Raw genomic sequence first — 17,455 nt, 5'->3', positions numbered from 1 at the left:
GGTTTTGATGAGTTAAGGGAAAAAATAATAAGGCTCATTGGTGGGCATGCGTTGCATTTATATAAAATCCAAAAAGTGACCTAGAGGTCTGAGCAATGTCTGTTATAATAAAGTATAAAGCTATTAAATTTCACGCAAAAAAATGACGCTAATTAGCGTCATTTTTTATAACTGTTTGGAGCTTCGCTATAACACTTTTTAAGCGTGGGCTAACTCAAGACCGGGTGCAGGCATCGTCACAGGCGTTTCAAATGTTGCCCACTCCCATGCTGACTCTGTAGCCATAATTTTACGAAGTAATTTATTATTTAAATCATGACCTGATTTAAATGCAGTTACTTTACCTAAAAGGTTATGGCCTGTCATAAACATGTCACCAACACAGTCTAATATCTTGTGCTTAACAAACTCATCGCTATAACGTAAACCGTTAGGATTTAATACTTTGAACTCATCAAGTACTACTGCACTATCCATACTACCACCTAGCGCTAGGTTGTTAGCATGCATGTATTCAATGTCTTTCATAAATCCAAAAGTACGCGCGCGGCTAATTTCTTCAATAAAGCTTTGCGTTGTTATGTCCAACCCAATACGTTGGCGACTTTCATTGATAGCTGGGTGGTTAAATGCGATCTCAAAGTCGATATGAAAACCATCATATGGTTCAACTTCGGCCCACTTACCATCTTCTTCAATGCGTACTTTTTCTTTAATACGAATAAAGCGTTTAGCAACGTTTTGCTCTTCAATTCCGCCTTTTTGTAACAAATATATGAATGGTAATGCACTACCATCCATAATCGGCACTTCTGAGCTGTCTAATTCTACAATTAGATTATCAATGCCCATTGCAGCAACAGCTGCAATAAGATGCTCAGTAGTCGATAAGCGAACACCATCTTTGTTAATTAAACAGGTACACAACTGCGTATCACCAACGGCTTCAGGTGTTGTTTCAAAATCAACAACCGGATCAAGGTCGACACGACGAAATACAATCCCAGTATTTGCGCTCGCAGGTCGGAGAGTTATTGTGACCTTCTCACCTTTATGAAGTCCAATTCCTATGGCTTTGACTACTTCTGCAATCGTACGCTGTTTAATCATAGGTATGCTCACTTTTAAATCAGTTACAGTTATATGGCGGAGTTTAACATAAATCCTTTTGCCTTTCAATATTCGTACATATTTCAAACAAAAGTATTATTTAATGTTAATCAGCCTGCTTACGTAAAAAAGCGGGAATATCAAAATAATCACCACCTTCTGATTTATCCACTTTTTTACTGTTTTGCGCTGAAGAACTTGAACTGCTTGAACTAGTTGAAGGCGCTTTTTCTTTGCTTTGAGTTTGCACTTTAGCAGTACTTTCTTCAGTGTTTGTATCTTGGCTTGCAAAGCTTGGTACGTACATACTGCTCGTTTGGTTTGATGTGCTTGCAACATCAGAACCTGATGCTTTTTTAAAGCCGTTATCAACAATACCAAACTGTGGACGACGATCGCCGCCTAAACCAGTTGCAACAACCGTTACACGTAACTCATCAGTCATTTCTGGGTCGATTACCGCACCCACAACAACCGTTGCGTTTTCTGACGCAAGTGCTTTAACGTGATTACCCACAATTTCAAATTCTTCAATCGCAATGTCCATACCTGCGGTGATATTAACTAAGATACCTTTAGCACCTGTTAAATCAACGTCTTCTAGTAGTGGGCTTGAGATAGCCGCTTCTGCTGCTTCTTGTGCACGATCAGGGCCTGACGCAGACGCCGTTCCCATCATTGCAGTACCCATTGCAGACATTACAGTTCTAACATCGGCGAAATCCACGTTAATTAAACCAGAACGTGTAATTAGCTCTGCTATACCTTGTACTGCACCAAATAATACGTCATTAGCTTTAGCGAAGGCATCTAGAAGTGTAGTCCCTTTTCCTAAAACTTTAAGCAATTTATTGTTCGGAATTGTAATAAGTGAATCTACAATTTCTGACAATTCGTTAATGCCTTGTTCAGCGGCTGCTGCACGTTTTTTACCTTCAAAATCAAAAGGACGTGTTACAACTGCAACGGTTAAAATACCGAGTTCTTTAGCAATTTTAGCAACTACCGGTGCTGCACCAGTACCTGTACCGCCGCCCATACCGGCTGCAATAAATACCATATCGGCGCCTTCAAGGCTGGCACGAATTGTATCTGCATCTTCTTCAGCCGACTTACGGCCTACTTCAGGGTTTGCGCCCGCACCCAACCCAGAGGTTATTTGCGTGCCTAGCTGAACTGTAATATCGGCAGCAGAGTTACGTAATGCTTGCGCATCCGTATTAGCGGCTATAAAACGCACGCCTTCTATTTGTTGTTTAACCATGTGCTCAACAGCGTTACCGCCACCACCGCCCACGCCGATTACTTTTATTACAGCTTCTTCGCTGTGTTGTTCCATTATATCAAACATGTTTACTCTCCGACTTGAGTCTTAAAACTCGCCTTGGAACCATTTAGTAATGCGGTTCCACCAATTATTGTTATCCTCTGCTTTCGACTTTTGTGCATTCATCGATTGCATGGTACGCCCGTATTGTAACAAACCAACAGCGGTTGCGTACGAAGGATCATCTACGTAGTCTGTCAAACCAACCATCCCGATTGGTTTGCCTATCCTTACTGGCATTTGGAAGATGTCTTCTGCCACTTCCATCGCGCCAGTCATTTTAGCAGTTCCGCCTGTTATAACGAGACCTGCCGCAATTTGGTCTTCTAAGCCTGAACGACGAATTTCTTCCATCGCAAGCTCAAATAATTCTCTAAAACGAGGCTCTACCACCTCAGATAATGTATGGCGCGACATCAGTCTTGCTGGTCGTCCGCCTACACTAGGTACTTCAATCGTGTCTTCACTACTAGCCATTTGACTACTAGCACATGCGTATTGTACTTTGAGTGACTCTGCATGTGATATAGGTGTACGAAATATTTTTGCAATATCACCAGTAACTTGGTTACCAGCCACAGGTATAACGGCAGAGTGACGAAGCGCACCATTAATATAAATGGTGATATCCATAGTACCGCCGCCAATATCAAGTACTGCAACACCAAGCTCTTTTTCATCTGGCGTAAGCACTGAATAACATGATGCCAACGCAGTAAAGATAAGCTGATCAACTTCAAGACCACAGCGCTCTACGCATTTCTCGATATTTTTTGCCATATCGTTTGAGCACGTAATAATGTGTGCACGCGCTTCCATACGAACACCACTCATGCCCAATGGGTTTTTAATGCCCTCTTGCATGTCGATACTGTATTCTTGCGGCAATGCATGCAGCATTTTACGCTCTGCCGAAATAGGCACAGAACGCGCAATATGAATTACATTTTCAATGTCTTCTTCAGTGACTTCAGTGTTATTAATTGCCACCACGCCACTTTCGTTTTGACATTGTATATGCTTGCCAGAAATACCCAAATACACAGAGCTAATACGACAATCAGCCATTAACTCGGCTTCGTCTATTGCTCGGCGAATAGACTCAGACACTAAGTTTAAATCGTTAACGCCGCCTTTATCCATACCATGAGATACTTGGCTGCCCACACCAACAATGCTGAGCTTGTTATCTGCGGTGATTTCACCTACCGTGGCAACCACTTTCGAGGTGCCAACGTCTAACCCTATTACTAGGTTTCTTTCTGCTGACTTAGTCATGCCTTACTCTTATTTTGTAATTGTTCTTCTTGCACTGGCTTAAAGCTGACTGCAAGGCCGGTATCATACCGTAAATCTATTGTATCTACTTGTGCATCTGCACGTTGTTCCATTCGTGGATAAACGTCTATAAAACGTTGTACACGCTTGGCTTTATCTTTACGTCCTAAATTTAAACGTATTCCGTTATCTAACCATAGTTGCCACGAAAAGCGCTCCGACAATGCCAAACTTGTTAACGTTAAGCCGTTAACTTTTAGCATTTCATCAAATTGCTTAAAAGCAATCCACGCTTCTTCTTCGCTGCCTTCTGGGCCGTATAACTGCGGTAAGTCATCATCTAACTTATCGCTGCTGGCTTGAAATGCTTGACCACTTTGGTTGAGCAATAAGTCGCTATTCCAATGTGCTACTACTTCATGTTCAACAACATATACTTGTATAGTATCAGGCCATTGTTTACGCACCGAAGCGGTAGCAACCCAGGGTAAGTCTTGAACTAGCTGCTGCACATGCTTAACATCAAGTTCAAAAAAACTACTTAAATCGGCTTTTTTAATCGCTTTTATAATTGCCGTTTCATCTGTGTATTTAGGCTGCCCTTGCACTGTAAGGTGCTTAATTTGAGCATCTTTGTTTTCAACTAACCAATCCGATACACCTGTCGTAATTTGCACTAAGCCAATTACAACTATCAGAAAAAAGCTCACACCAAAAATCAGAGACCAATTAAGTTTCAGTTTGATTTCCTGAGCTTTTTCTAAAAGGGGATGCATATTAAAGCGTTTGCTCTAAAATGCGAACAACTAATTGTTCAAAAGTTGCCCCATTCGCTTTTGCTGCCATTGGCACTAACGACTTTTCAGTCATGCCAGGTACTGTATTTACTTCAAGCAGGTAAAAGTTACCTTGCTCGTCTTGCATCGCATCAACACGGCCCCAACCACTTGCGCCCACTAAATCAAATGCATCTAGCGATATAGCTTGTAAGTACTTAGTATCTTGCTCTGATAAATCTGCAGGGCAATGATACTGCGTTGTATTTGATTGATACTTAGCTTGGTAATCGTAAAAACCATTTGGTGTCGTCATCTCGATGACTGGTTGTACTTCATCGCCAAGCACTGTAACTGTGAATTCACGTCCCGTGATCCACTGCTCTACAAGCACTTGATTATCAAACTTAAATGCATTAGCTAGTGCGTCTTCAAGTTCTTGTGCTGTACTTGCTTGCGCCATACCTATGCTTGAGCCTTCGTGCGATGGCTTAACCATTACCTTTTTAAACTCACCCATAATAGCTGCAGCATCAAAGCCTTTTTTAGCGTCAACTACGGTATAAGGTGCAGTGCTTAAACCCGCTGATTTAAATAAGTGCTTACAACGTACTTTATCCATAGCAAGTGCTGAACCCAGTACATTACTGCCCGTGTAAGGCAGGTTCATAAATTCAAGCGCACCTTGTACAGTTCCGTCTTCGCCACCACGACCATGCAAAGCAATAAAAACGCGCTCTACATTTAATTCTTTTAACTCCCACAAAGAACGACTTTGCGGGTCAAATGCAATTGCATCAATGCCACTATTTTGCAGCGCATTTAAAACAGCCTGACCCGATCGTAAAGACACTTCACGTTCTGCTGAGTTACCACCTAGCAGTACCGCTACTTTACCAAATTGTGTGTTTACCTGAGTCATACTTCACCTTGCTTAAGTTTTTCTATCGACATACCCGTCGCAGCTAATGTTTTAACTAACTGACCTATATTACCAGCGCCTTGGGTTAATACTAAATCATTATTTTGTAAATTTGCGGCCAAAACGCCTGCAAGCTCTGCATTTGTTGCTACATGCAGCGGCTCTTTGCCACGTTGACGAAGGCTACGGCATAAGCTTTTGCTGTCTGCGCCAACAATTGGATCTTCACCAGCGCTATACACATCAAGCAGTAGCAACTGATCTACATCAGCAAGTACTTTTACAAAATCTTCGTATAAGTCGCGTGTACGGGAAAATCTATGAGGTTGATATACCATTACTAAACGCTTATCAGGCCAACCTTCACGTACTGCTGCAATTGTTGCTGCAACTTCTGAAGGATGATGCCCGTAATCATCAACTAACATCACATTGCCACGCTCGTTTTCAAATTCACCATAGTGCTGAAAACGACGACCAATACCTTCAAACTTCTGCAGCGCTTCTAAAATTGCATGATTCGCAATATTTTGATCTTTTGCCACAGCAATCGCAGCGGTTGCATTAAGTGCGTTGTGTCTACCTGGCATATTCAACGTGGCAGTTAAACACTCACCTTGTTTGTTAGTTACTGTAAATGTGCATGTATTAGCTGATTGGCTAAAGTCGCTCATGCGGTAATCAGCATCCTTCGATTCGCCATACGTGATAACTGGGCGACCAAAACGCGGGATAAGTTCAGCAGCAACTTCAGAATCAATACATACAACAGCTAAACCATAAAACGGCAAGTTATGAATGAAATCTACATATGTGTCTTTCATCTTTTCAAGACTGCCGCCATAAGTATCCATGTGATCTTCTTCAATATTTGTGATCACCGAGACCATTGGCTGTAAGTGTAAAAACGACGCGTCGCTTTCATCAGCTTCGGCAATTAAAAAATCACTTTTACCTACTTTTGCGTTACTACCTGCGCTATTTAGCAAGCCACCAATAATAAAGGTTGGATCAAGCCCTGCTTGTCCATAAATACTCGCAATTAAGCTTGTTGTCGTTGTTTTACCATGCGTACCCGCAATGGCTATACCGTGGCGAAAACGCATTAACTCAGCCAACATTTCTGCGCGGCGAACAACAGGAACTCTTGCGGCTTTGGCTGCAATAATTTCAGGATTTGTTTCATCAATCGCACTTGAAACAACGACTACATTGGCATCTTTCACGTTATTTTCATGATGGCCTATAAATACTTCTGCACCGGCTTTAATTAAACGATCTGTCATAGCGCTATGGGCAATGTCAGAACCTGTAATACGGTAGCCTTCAAAAGCGAGTACTTCAGCAATACCGCCCATACCTGCTCCACCAATACCAATAAAGTGAATGGTTTCTATTCGGCGCATTGCAGGGCGTGTGTGTTTTTCTTGTACTGACGTTTCTTTCACTTATTTTCTCTTATTTGTTACTTGCTCACAGTGCGTTGCTACGCTTGCTGTGGCATCTAAAATGGCTTGTTTTTTTGCATTTGTAGCCATTTCAGTAATTAATGAAGGTTGGGCTAAATACGGGCTTAATAGTTCAACAATTGATTGTTTATTAAACTGCCCTTGTGGCATTAATAATGCGCCATTAGCCATCACTAAATATTGTGCGTTCGCTGTTTGATGGTCGTCCACAGCATGTGGAAACGGAACAAAAACGGCCATTTTACCTGCCGCTGCAATTTCGCTAACAGTTAACGCACCAGCACGGCAAACAACAATGTCGGCCCAGCTATACGCTGCGTCCATATCATCAATAAATTCAGCTATTTTTGCATTACTGCCTGTAAAAGCATGCATTTTATAAGCGGCTTCTACAGTAGTTAAATGACCCTTACCTGTTTGATGCCATACACTTATTGGAGCTGTATTATTTAGTGCTTTAAATGCTTCTGGTAATGTTTGATTAAGCACTTGTGCACCAAGCGAGCCGCCCACTACTAAAATATTAATAGGGCTTGATACATCGCGTTTGGCTATATTCATAACGCTTTGGCGAACTGGGTTACCTACTAGCTCGGCTTGACCCTGTGCAAAAGCACTTGGAAATGCAGCTAATACTCGTGTAGCCACCTTAGCTAGCAGTTTATTGCTCATACCCGCTACAGCGTTTTGCTCGTGAATAACCAGCGGGATACCTAAACTTTTTGCGGCAATTCCCGTTGGCCCCGTAACATAACCGCCCATTGCAAGTACTACATCAGGACGCTGTTCTTTCAATACCTTACGCGCCTGCAATACTGCATTAATTACCATGAATGGGGCTTTAATAAGACGCTTTAATCCGTTACCACGAACACCTTTAACGTTAATAAAATCAATATCTATATTGTGCTTAGGTACAACGCTCGCTTCCATTCGATCTGGTGTGCCGATCCAGCTAACTTGCCAGCCCTGCTGTTTTAAATAATCGGCTACTGCAATACCGGGAAAAATGTGTCCGCCAGTTCCACCAGCCACTACTACTAATTTTTTACTCATCGCTTACCTCCGCGAGAGGTGGCTTGTTTGGTTGCCATTTTGGTTTCAAAATCTACGCGTAATAAAATACCCGTGGCAATCGTCATAATTAATAAGCTTGAGCCGCCATAAGAAATAAACGGCAGGGTTAAACCCTTCGTCGGTAAAATACCCGCACTCGCACCTACATTCACCATGGTTTGAAATGCAAACCAAATACCAATGGCAAATGAAAAGTAGCCTTCGTATTCCTTGCCGCACTTAAGCGCTTGTTGGCCTATTAATAATGCTCTAAATACCAAGGTACCAAGCACCGTTAAAATACTTACAACGCCTATTAAACCAAGCTCTTCGCCTATTACAGCAAAAATAAAATCGTTATGCGCTTCAGGTAAATACTGTAGCTTTTGTACGCTGTTACCTAAGCCTTGGCCAAACCAACCGCCTTGGCTATACGCCATTAGTGATTGCACCAACTGATAACCCTTACCAAAAGGATCATCCCAAGGGTCTAAAAAGCCTACAACGCGCGCCATACGGTAGGGTTCAACAATAATCAGTAATACAACTAAGCCAACGCCCGTTAAAATAAGTACAAAAAATTGCCATAACTTAGCGCCCGCTAAAAACAGCAAACCAACCGTTGTTACAAACATAACAACCACTGTGCCTAAATCTGGCTGCAGCAGAATAAGCAGTGCATACACTGCAAATACAGCAATTGGCTTTGCAAAGCCTTTAATATTTTCTTGTACTTCTTCGCGTTTTCTTACCAAATAACCCGCAATATAACTAAAAAAGTACAACTTAGCGGCCTCAGCCACCTGAAAACCAACAGGTCCAATAGGTATCCATCGTTTAGCGCCGTTTACTTCACGCCCAATAATCAATACCGCTATTAATAGCACCATACCTAGTATTAATAGATAAGGGTTTGATCGTTTCCACCACTCCATTGGCACACAAACACTTATCCAAAAAAGCACAAAAGCCATTGCCAAAAACATGCTGTGGCGAATGGTAATATGGTACGGGTCATCAAATAACCGCTCTGCGGTAGGCATTGATGCGCTGGTCACCATGATAAAACCAACACCAATGAGCATTATTACGCAGTACAATAGCGGTACATCGTATAACTGCGCCGAAGGCTTAGGTGTTAATGCGTCTCTTATATCGGCAAAAGCAATCATAACGCCCCTGCCATTACACACTGAACAAAGTCATCACCGCGTTGCATATAGTTGTTATACATATCAATACTGGCACATGCGGGTGCTAATAAAACAATATTGCCTGTACTACTAAGTACTTTGGCCAAAGTAACGGCTTCTTCCATATTGTTAGTTAAATAACTCTTATTGGTAATCGCAGCTAAGTCACTTGCATCTTTACCAAAACAAATTAATGCTTTTACATGCTGTTCTATGTAAGGTTTAAGCGCATTTAAATCAGCGCCTTTGGCATCGCCACCAGCAATAACAATCAGATTTTCACCGCCACTAGCTAAACTATCTATTGCAGCAATGGTCGCTCCAACATTAGTTGCCTTTGAATCGTTAAAATACTTTACACCGTTAAGCTCAGCTACAAATTGGCAGCGATGAGCCAACCCATTAAATTGACCTAATGCATTTTTATATTGCTCTTTGCTTACTTCAAACGGACTTAAGAGCGCCATTACTGCAAGCGTATTTAAATAATTGTGCTTACCCACTACCGCAAGCGTATCAACAGGTAAAAAGGCATCGCCTTTAACCATAAAGTGAGTTTCGCCATTATGTTGCGCTAAATGGTAATCACCTTGTTGAGCACCAAAGCTGATTAGGGGGGGTGTACCGCGCTCAACTGGATGTGTTTGCATATCGTCTGCATTGACAACAATAAGCTCTGCACTGTCATAAATACTTAGCTTTGAGTCTATATAAGCTTGGTAACTGTCGTAGCGATCAAGGTGATCTTCAGACACATTTAATACCGTTGCACTCACAGGTTTTAAACTCGTTGTGGTATCTAGCTGAAAACTAGATAACTCAAGTACATACACGTCAAAATCATCACTGAGCAAATCAAGCACCGCTGTGCCAATATTTCCACCCAAAGCAACTTTATAGCCGGCTTGTTTTAATACTTCATAAGCGAGCGTAACCACGGTTGATTTACCATTAGAGCCCGTTACTGCAACAACCGGTTTTGAATTAATACGTGAAAATAACTCAACGTCGCCAATCACTTCAACACCTGCGTTAATTGCATTTGCAACAGCTTTTATTTTTAAGCTAAGCCCAGGGCTTATAATAATCATATCGCTTGAACAAAGCTCTGCGTCATCCAAATTACCAAAGTGGGTATCTAGAGTTGGCGCGTGCTCTTTTAACCAATCAATCCCCGGCGGGGTTACTCGGCTATCAATGACCTTTGGTGTGAGGCCATGAGATAATAGAAAACGCACAATGCCCAGACCGGTTACACCGAGTCCGAGCACTGTTATTTGTTTGTTTTTTATCTCGTTTAAATACTGCATTTATCGAATCTTTAAAGTAGCTAAGCCAGCAAGCACTAGCACAACAGAAATAATCCAAAAGCGCACAATAACGCGAGGCTCTGGCCAACCTTTTAATTCATAATGATGATGAATCGGCGCCATTCTAAAAATGCGTTGTCCGCGTAATTTATACGACCCCACTTGTAATATTACCGATAGTGCTTCCATTACAAATACACCGCCCATAATAATAAGCAGTAACTCTTGGCGTACTAAAACAGCAATAATACCTAATGCGCCACCAAGTGCTAATGAGCCAACATCGCCCATAAATACTTGTGCTGGGTAAGTGTTAAACCATAAAAAGCCAAGCCCTGCGCCCACAATGGCAGTACATACAACCACAAGCTCACTCGCCAGCGGTAAATGTGGAATATGTAAGTAAGCCGAAAAGTTAATATTACCTGTTAAGTAAGCAATAATTGCCAGTGCTGAAGCCACTAAAATAATTGGCACAATCGCCAAGCCATCTAAACCATCGGTCAGGTTTACCGCGTTTGATGTACCTACTATGGCAAAATACGTAAGCACGATATAAAACAAACCTAATTGCGGTAACACGTCTTTAAAAAATGGAACAACAAGTGATGTTTCAGATGCTTGTGCACTGGTAAAATACAAAGCAGTAGCTACAACTAATGCAATGACTGACTGCCAAAAGTACTTCCACTTAGCAATTAAGCCTTTTGGATCTTTACGAATAACTTTACGGTAATCATCAACAAAGCCAACAATACCTAAAGAGCCAATTACAAACAGTGTTGCCCATACGTATTTATTTGATAAATCGGCCCAAAGTAGCGTGCTGGTAAAAATGGCCGCTAAAATAAGTAAGCCGCCCATAGTCGGCGTACCCGACTTAGACAAATGCGATTGCGGACCATCGTCTCGAACTGTTTGGCCTATTTGCATACGTTGCAAACCACGAATTAACTTAGGTCCTAAATAAAGAGACATAATTAGCGCAGTTAAAATACCTAAAATGGCACGTAGCGTTAAATACGAAAAAACATGAAAACCACTAAAATACTGTGTTAAATACTCTGCCAGCCAAACTAACATTATGATACTCCATTGATGGCTTGTTGCTGGCCATTAACTAAATCGGTTACTAATAATTCCATGCGAGAACTGCGCGATCCTTTCACTACTATTGTTGTTTTAGTATTCACTTTATTAATACTTTCTTGAATTTTTTGCTGCATCTGTTCGCGGCTCGAAAAGTGGCGATTAGGTAGTTCAAACACATCACTTGCGTATTTACTTAACACACCTAATGTAAATAACTCATCAATCCCTTGCTCAAGTGCATACTCGCCAACTTCTTGATGGTACGTACGTGCATCTTCACCTAGCTCACCCATGTCTCCCAGCGCTAAAATGCGGTGACCTTGCATATCACTTAACAAGTCAATCGCAGCCTTTACCGACTTAACATTGGCATTATAGGTATCATCAACCACGGTGAGTAAATCAGACACTTCAATTAAATTAACGCGCCCTTTTACATCACCCATTGTGGCAAGTGCGTTGGCTATTTCTTCAAGAGTTACATCAAATTCACTAGTAAGCGCTGCTGCAATAAGCGCATTGCTAATATTGTGTTTACCAGGCAACGACAAAGTAACAGGTACTTGCTTGTTTTGAGTGCAAAGCGTAAAGCTTGCACGCGCATTGGCATCAAGCGTGATGTTCTCTGCCCAAATATCGAGTTTTTCGGTTGTTGAAAAGCGTTTAACTTTGCGCCCTTCAAGCTTATCTAGCCAATACTGGCTAAATTCACTATCGCAGTTAACAATGGCAACACCGTCATCTTTAAGGCCGTCAAAAATCTCACCTTTAGCTTTTGCGACGCCCATTAAACTACCAAAACCTTCTAAGTGGGCTGCTGCAACATTACATACAACGGCTACATCTGGTTTTGTCATTGCAGTGGTGTAAGCAATTTCACCTAAGTGATTTGCACCTAGCTCAATCACCGCAAAGCGATGTTGAGGCTCTAAGCGCAATAACGTAAGCGGTACGCCAATATCGTTATTAAAATTACCTTTAGTAGCTAATACATCACCGTGAACCGACAAAATTGCTGCACACATTTCTTTTACGGTGGTTTTGCCTACACTCCCTGTAATTGCAATTGTTTTAGGCGCCACTTGCGCCATAACAGCAGTACCAATTACACCTAGCGCAATACGTGTATCGCTTACTATAAATTGTGGAATATCGACATCAACTTTGTGCTGAACAATAACGCCAATAGCGCCTTTTTGTTTAGCCTCAGCTATAAATTTATGCCCATCAAAATTTGGCCCTTTCAGTGCTAAAAACACTTCGCCATCGCACACTGTGCGAGTATCAGTATTTATATTAAGCACGTGTTGATTATCACCTTGATAATCGGTTGTTAGCACATTAGCTAACCAATCAAAATCCATTGGGATCATTGTATTATCCCTCTTACTGCTTTTTTTAGTTGTTCTTGTACATAACGGCGATCGCAAAAGTCGATGCGCTTATCGCCTATAATTTGATAATCTTCGTGGCCTTTGCCTGCAATCAAAATAACATCATCAGCAGTCGCGTTTTCTATAGCAAAACGAATTGCAGTTGCTCTATCAACCTCTAAATGGGCATTTTGAGGATGGGTTAAACCCGCTGCCACATCTGCAATAATGTCATCAGGATTTTCTGAGCGAGGATTATCACTGGTAATAATCACTTTATTAGCATTTTGCTCTGCAGCTTGCGCCATTAATACGCGCTTGCCTTTATCTCTGTCACCACCGCAACCAAATACACAACTTACACCACCTGGCACATGCAGCTGCAATGCTTGTAACGCAAGGGCAAGTGCATCGGGCGTATGGGCGTAATCAACAACACACGTTGGCATGCCTGCTTGACTAAATGCTTGCATTCGCCCTGCTACTGGCTGTAATTGCGCACAACCTGCAACTAATTGCTCAAGCGGATAACCAAGCCCTAGTAATGTAGCGAGCGCTGCCGTTAAGTTATATAAGTTGAATTCGCCAAACAGAGGCGATTTAATTGAAATATCACCCCAACTTGTCGACAACTGCGCCGAAATACCTTCACTGGAATATTTCACATCAGAAAAGTGAACATATTGACTGTTTTTAGGGGCTAAGTTTTTACGCCCATAACAAATTAGGTTATTAAAATCATACTTTTCGAGCCATTGCTCAGCTTGAGAATCATCTTGATTAAGCACTACAACTTGCGGTTCAAAATCACGGAAAAGCATTAGTTTCGCATCACCGTAACTTGCCATATCACCATGGTAATCTAAGTGATCGCGCGAAAGATTAGTAAACACAGCCGCTTTAAACGCGCATTTAGCAACACGCTGTTGTACTAACCCATGAGATGACACTTCCATGGCTACCAGCTTTTTATGCTGCGAATTTAAATCGCTCAAAATATGTTGTAAATCAACCGCAGAAGGCGTGGTATTAATCAGTGGAATTAAATTATCAGGGTGGCCGTAACCTAAAGTGCCAATAATAGCCGAATCAGTACTGCAAAATTGCGCCAAGTGAGCAATCATTGCTGTGGTGGTCGATTTACCATTTGTACCTGTCACACCAATTAAATCAAGAGTCTGACTTGGTTGGTTATAAAAGCGACTTGCTAATTCTGGAAGCTTTTTATCAAGCTCCGAGACTAAATAAAGCGGTTCAAAACTTGTTTCAAATTCACATAATCTGTCAGCAATAATAGCTGTTGCGCCATTTTCAATTGCTTTATTAATAAATTGTCCGCCATCAAGTGCATGGCCTTTAATAGCAACAAATACATCGCCTGGCGTCACTTCACGACTATCAAGGCGTAAATGTTTTACCAACTGCGAGGGCGCATCTATTTCGATGTATTTTAAGATATCCTTTAAATCACGCATCGTTGTCCTTACCTTTTACGTACGCAACCTCTTCCTTGTCAGGCGCTACGTTTAATATTCTTAATGCGTTAGAGATGATTTCTGCAAATGCAGGGCCAGCGGTGGCACCTCCATAGTACACATCACCACCTGGTTCATTAATCATAACTACCACGGCTAAACGAGGATTACTTGCCGGTGCTACACCTGCAAAATAACCTACATATTCATCACCATAACCACCTGCTACGGCTTTTTTAGATGTACCTGTTTTACCAGCTGCACGATACCCATCAACTTTTATGTTGCGAGCAGTACCGTCTTTTTCAAATACACTTTCCATCATGTGCACTACGGCTTCTACGTCTTTTTGTTTAAAAATACGTTCGCCTTCAGGTATATTATCTTGCTTTAAAATAGTCAGAGGTCGGTTAACTCCACCAGCGCCTAACATGGTATAAAAGCGCGCCATTTGCGCAGTACTTACCGAAATTGCATAACCAAATGATAAAGTGGCAATTTCAAAGTCAGACCAACGGCGGTTTGGATAAAACAAGCCGCTGCTTTCACCTACCATCCCTGTGCCAGTGTCACTGCCAAAGCCTACTTTTTGGTATAACCCAACAAGGTAATCTTTAGGCACTAATTGAGTAACTTTCGCAACCCCCATATTTGAGGAATACTTTAGTATTTCACGCAATGTTAGTACGCCGTGATTACGAGTATCTCTAACTAAACTACCACCTAAACGCATCCAGCCTGGGTAAGTATCAATTGTGTCATCTGCCTTAATGGCGCCGTAGTCTAGCCCAGCCAAAATGGCTAGAGGCTTAACAGTTGAGCCAGGTTCAAACAAATCGGTAATTGCACGATTACGACGTTTATGAGGGGCTGCATCGCTTAAATTATTTGGATTAAATGAAGGACTGTTTACCATTGCCAGTACTTCACCGGTTTTAACATCAACCACCATAGCCGATCCCGATGTGGCTTTATAAGTCAGTACAGCTGATTTAACTGCTTTGTAAGCAATGGCTTGAATACGTTGGTCAATGCTTAGTTCTATGCTTTCAGGTTCTACACGCTCGCGCTCATCAAGTACTTCTACTTCACGCCCTTGTGCATCTTTACGAATAGTACGGCGGCCTTCTTCACCCGTTAACGCATTTTCGTATAGCTTTTCAATGCCTTCAATGCCTTTACCATCAATATTGGTAAAACCAATAACATGTGCGGTAACTTCACCTGCAGGGTAGTAGCGTTTAGATTCATCTAGTAAATGGATGCCAGGCAAACGCAAATCGCCAATATAATTTGCTACAGCAGGGGTAACTTGTCGCTTTAAATACACAAAACGACGTGAAGGATCGTTTAAAAGTCGAGAGTTAATCTTTTTAGGATCAATACGCAGCACATCGGCAAGCTCGCGCCAGCGTAAATCGTTTTTATAATAAAGAGCAGTACGCTTATCAAGTTCAGCCGTGTTTTCAGTTAAAGATAAGTGATCTTCGCCGCTTTTACGTGCTTGTTTGATTACTTTAGAGACAAGCGACTTATGCAATGCTTTCGGGTCTGCATATACACTCACAACCGGTACACTTACCGCTAGTTCTTTACCATTACGGTCAAAAATCATTCCGCGCTGCACATGAAGCTTTTCAACACGCACTGTACGTTTATCACTTTCTGAACGTGCTTTATCAGGTTCTATTACTTGCAAATAAGCGGCCCGAGATACGAGTGTAACAAACACCATAAACACAACTGTGCACACGAGCATAAAGCGCCATGTGATTAAATTTGTGACTGGTTTTTTGCCTCTATTTCTCATTGTACTATTATTACCTGCTCATCTTGACTCGTAGGTCGTTTCATTTTTAATTGTGATATAGCTACTTCTTCAATGCGTGCATGTTGCGAATAAAATTCTTCTTCAACAAGTAAGTAGCGCCACTCTAAATCGAGCTCATCTCGTTCTTGTAATAACTGATCTTGCTTTATAAGTTGTCCACGAGCTAAGTGAGTTGTTTGCACAACTGCTAAGCTAGAAGCGAATATCACAACCAACAAGGCCGAGGTTAGCTTGTTAGCTCCTAGGCCTTTTAATATTTCAAAGAATAAATTAGGTTGCCGATAGCTCGCTTTTTTACTCATCCCAACCTCTGTGCAATCCTAAGTACAGAACTACGAGAACGTGGATTACGCTCTACTTCTACAGCACTTGGCTTAATAGCCTTACCCACTGCTTTTAACGTCAGATTTTTATTTATTTGTGCATCAGTTAAAGGCAGACCTCTGGGTAACACTTCTCCCCGACTCTGTTTTCTAATAAACTGTTTTACAATACGATCCTCTAGTGAGTGAAACGAAATCACCACTAAACGACCACCAGGTTTTAACACTTTAACTGCTGACTGCAACGCTGTTTGAATCTCTTCAAGCTCGCTATTAATGTAAATACGAATAGCCTGAAAAGTACGTGTTGCAGGGTGCTTAAACTTATCTTTTACAGGCACGGCTTCATCAACAAGGTCAGCAAGTTGCTTTGTAGTTGTAATTGGCGTGTGCTCTCGAACTTCAAGCACTTTGTGCGCAATGCGTTTACCAAACTTTTCTTCACCCAGCTTTTTAATTACGTGAGTAATGTCATCTAACTCGGCTTCTGCTAACCACTGTGCAGCACTGCGACCTGTTGTTGGGTCCATACGCATATCGAGTGGCCCATCTTTCATGAAACTAAAACCACGCGCAGCATCATCAAGTTGTGGCGACGAGACACCAATGTCTAATAAAATGCCGTCCACTTTACCAATCAGATCGTTTTGCTCTGCTACTTCGTATAAATTTGAAAAACGAGTATGTGCAATTGCAAAACGTGGATCATCTGCAAATTTCTCGGCTGATTGTATCGCTTGTGGATCTTGGTCAATTGCTTGCAAACGACCCTCATCACCAAGGCGTGCTAAAATTTGTCCAGAGTGGCCGCCACGTCCAAAAGTTCCATCCATGTATATACCGTCTGGCTTAATTGCAAGGGCATCGATGGTTTCGTCCATTAATACGGATACGTGTTCAAATTGCGCTGTCATTAGCTA

The 17,455-nt window shown here is 41.8% G+C and carries 15 protein-coding genes; all 15 read right to left on the bottom strand.

Features of this window, described 5'->3' with window-relative positions:
- Positions 1–198 precede the first annotated feature (198 nt).
- Positions 199–1,110 (bottom strand): UDP-3-O-acyl-N-acetylglucosamine deacetylase, encoded by a 912-nt coding sequence (gene lpxC, locus I6F53_RS07160; RefSeq protein ID WP_024599295.1) that lies wholly within the window; start codon positions 1,108–1,110, stop codon positions 199–201.
- Between the two features lie 106 nt (positions 1,111–1,216).
- Positions 1,217–2,461, bottom strand: a complete 1,245-nt coding sequence (gene ftsZ, locus I6F53_RS07155; RefSeq protein ID WP_197239023.1) for a cell division protein FtsZ — start codon at positions 2,459–2,461, stop codon at positions 1,217–1,219.
- Positions 2,462–2,482: 21 nt separating this feature from the next.
- Complete coding sequence (gene ftsA / locus I6F53_RS07150; protein ID WP_197118615.1) at positions 2,483–3,715, bottom strand: cell division protein FtsA; 1,233 nt, start codon at positions 3,713–3,715, stop codon at positions 2,483–2,485.
- Complete coding sequence (locus I6F53_RS07145) at positions 3,712–4,491, bottom strand: cell division protein FtsQ/DivIB (protein ID WP_007582934.1); 780 nt, start codon at positions 4,489–4,491, stop codon at positions 3,712–3,714. The genes ftsA and I6F53_RS07145 overlap by 4 nt, the downstream gene beginning before the upstream one ends.
- A gap of 1 nt (position 4,492) precedes the next feature.
- Complete coding sequence (locus tag I6F53_RS07140) at positions 4,493–5,413, bottom strand: D-alanine--D-alanine ligase (protein ID WP_024592944.1); 921 nt, start codon at positions 5,411–5,413, stop codon at positions 4,493–4,495.
- The gene (gene murC, locus I6F53_RS07135; protein WP_002957994.1) at positions 5,410–6,861 is read right to left on the bottom strand and encodes a UDP-N-acetylmuramate--L-alanine ligase; all 1,452 of its coding nucleotides are present in this window, start codon (positions 6,859–6,861) and stop codon (positions 5,410–5,412) included. The genes I6F53_RS07140 and murC overlap by 4 nt, the downstream gene beginning before the upstream one ends.
- Positions 6,862–7,938 (bottom strand): undecaprenyldiphospho-muramoylpentapeptide beta-N-acetylglucosaminyltransferase, encoded by a 1,077-nt coding sequence (gene murG / locus I6F53_RS07130; protein ID WP_197139796.1) that lies wholly within the window; start codon positions 7,936–7,938, stop codon positions 6,862–6,864. It abuts the gene before it with no gap.
- Positions 7,935–9,110 carry a cell division protein FtsW gene (gene ftsW, locus I6F53_RS07125; protein ID WP_197179407.1) on the bottom strand — a complete coding sequence of 392 codons (1,176 nt, stop codon included), beginning with the start codon at positions 9,108–9,110 and terminating at the stop codon, positions 7,935–7,937. Before ftsW ends, murG begins: the two co-directional genes overlap by 4 nt.
- The gene (gene murD / locus I6F53_RS07120) at positions 9,107–10,441 is read right to left on the bottom strand and encodes a UDP-N-acetylmuramoyl-L-alanine--D-glutamate ligase (protein WP_197179409.1); all 1,335 of its coding nucleotides are present in this window, start codon (positions 10,439–10,441) and stop codon (positions 9,107–9,109) included. The genes ftsW and murD overlap by 4 nt, the downstream gene beginning before the upstream one ends.
- On the bottom strand, positions 10,442–11,524 hold the full coding sequence (gene mraY, locus I6F53_RS07115) for a phospho-N-acetylmuramoyl-pentapeptide-transferase (RefSeq protein ID WP_007582922.1): 1,083 nt from the start codon (positions 11,522–11,524) through the stop codon (positions 10,442–10,444).
- Entirely contained in the window at positions 11,524–12,906 is a 1,383-nt protein-coding gene (locus tag I6F53_RS07110; protein WP_197179411.1) for a UDP-N-acetylmuramoyl-tripeptide--D-alanyl-D-alanine ligase, read from the bottom strand. Before I6F53_RS07110 ends, mraY begins: the two co-directional genes overlap by 1 nt.
- Positions 12,903–14,381 (bottom strand): UDP-N-acetylmuramoyl-L-alanyl-D-glutamate--2,6-diaminopimelate ligase, encoded by a 1,479-nt coding sequence (murE, locus tag I6F53_RS07105; RefSeq protein ID WP_197239022.1) that lies wholly within the window; start codon positions 14,379–14,381, stop codon positions 12,903–12,905. Before murE ends, I6F53_RS07110 begins: the two co-directional genes overlap by 4 nt.
- Positions 14,374–16,191, bottom strand: a complete 1,818-nt coding sequence (locus tag I6F53_RS07100) for a penicillin-binding transpeptidase domain-containing protein (protein ID WP_197179415.1) — start codon at positions 16,189–16,191, stop codon at positions 14,374–14,376. The genes murE and I6F53_RS07100 overlap by 8 nt, the downstream gene beginning before the upstream one ends.
- A complete protein-coding gene (gene ftsL, locus I6F53_RS07095; protein ID WP_007582915.1) occupies positions 16,188–16,514 on the bottom strand; it encodes a cell division protein FtsL in 327 nt (108 codons plus the stop codon). The genes I6F53_RS07100 and ftsL overlap by 4 nt, the downstream gene beginning before the upstream one ends.
- Positions 16,511–17,449, bottom strand: coding sequence for a 16S rRNA (cytosine(1402)-N(4))-methyltransferase RsmH (gene rsmH / locus I6F53_RS07090; RefSeq protein ID WP_197179423.1), 939 nt, complete (start codon positions 17,447–17,449; stop codon positions 16,511–16,513). Before rsmH ends, ftsL begins: the two co-directional genes overlap by 4 nt.
- Positions 17,450–17,455: the final 6 nt, after the last annotated feature.

Origin of the sequence: Pseudoalteromonas sp. SWN29 (genome assembly GCF_015864465.1) — a bacterium.
Taxonomy (GTDB): domain Bacteria; phylum Pseudomonadota; class Gammaproteobacteria; order Enterobacterales; family Alteromonadaceae; genus Pseudoalteromonas.
The sequence above is the reverse complement of the archived record's forward strand: the minus strand, read 5'-3'. Positions and strand labels throughout refer to the sequence as shown.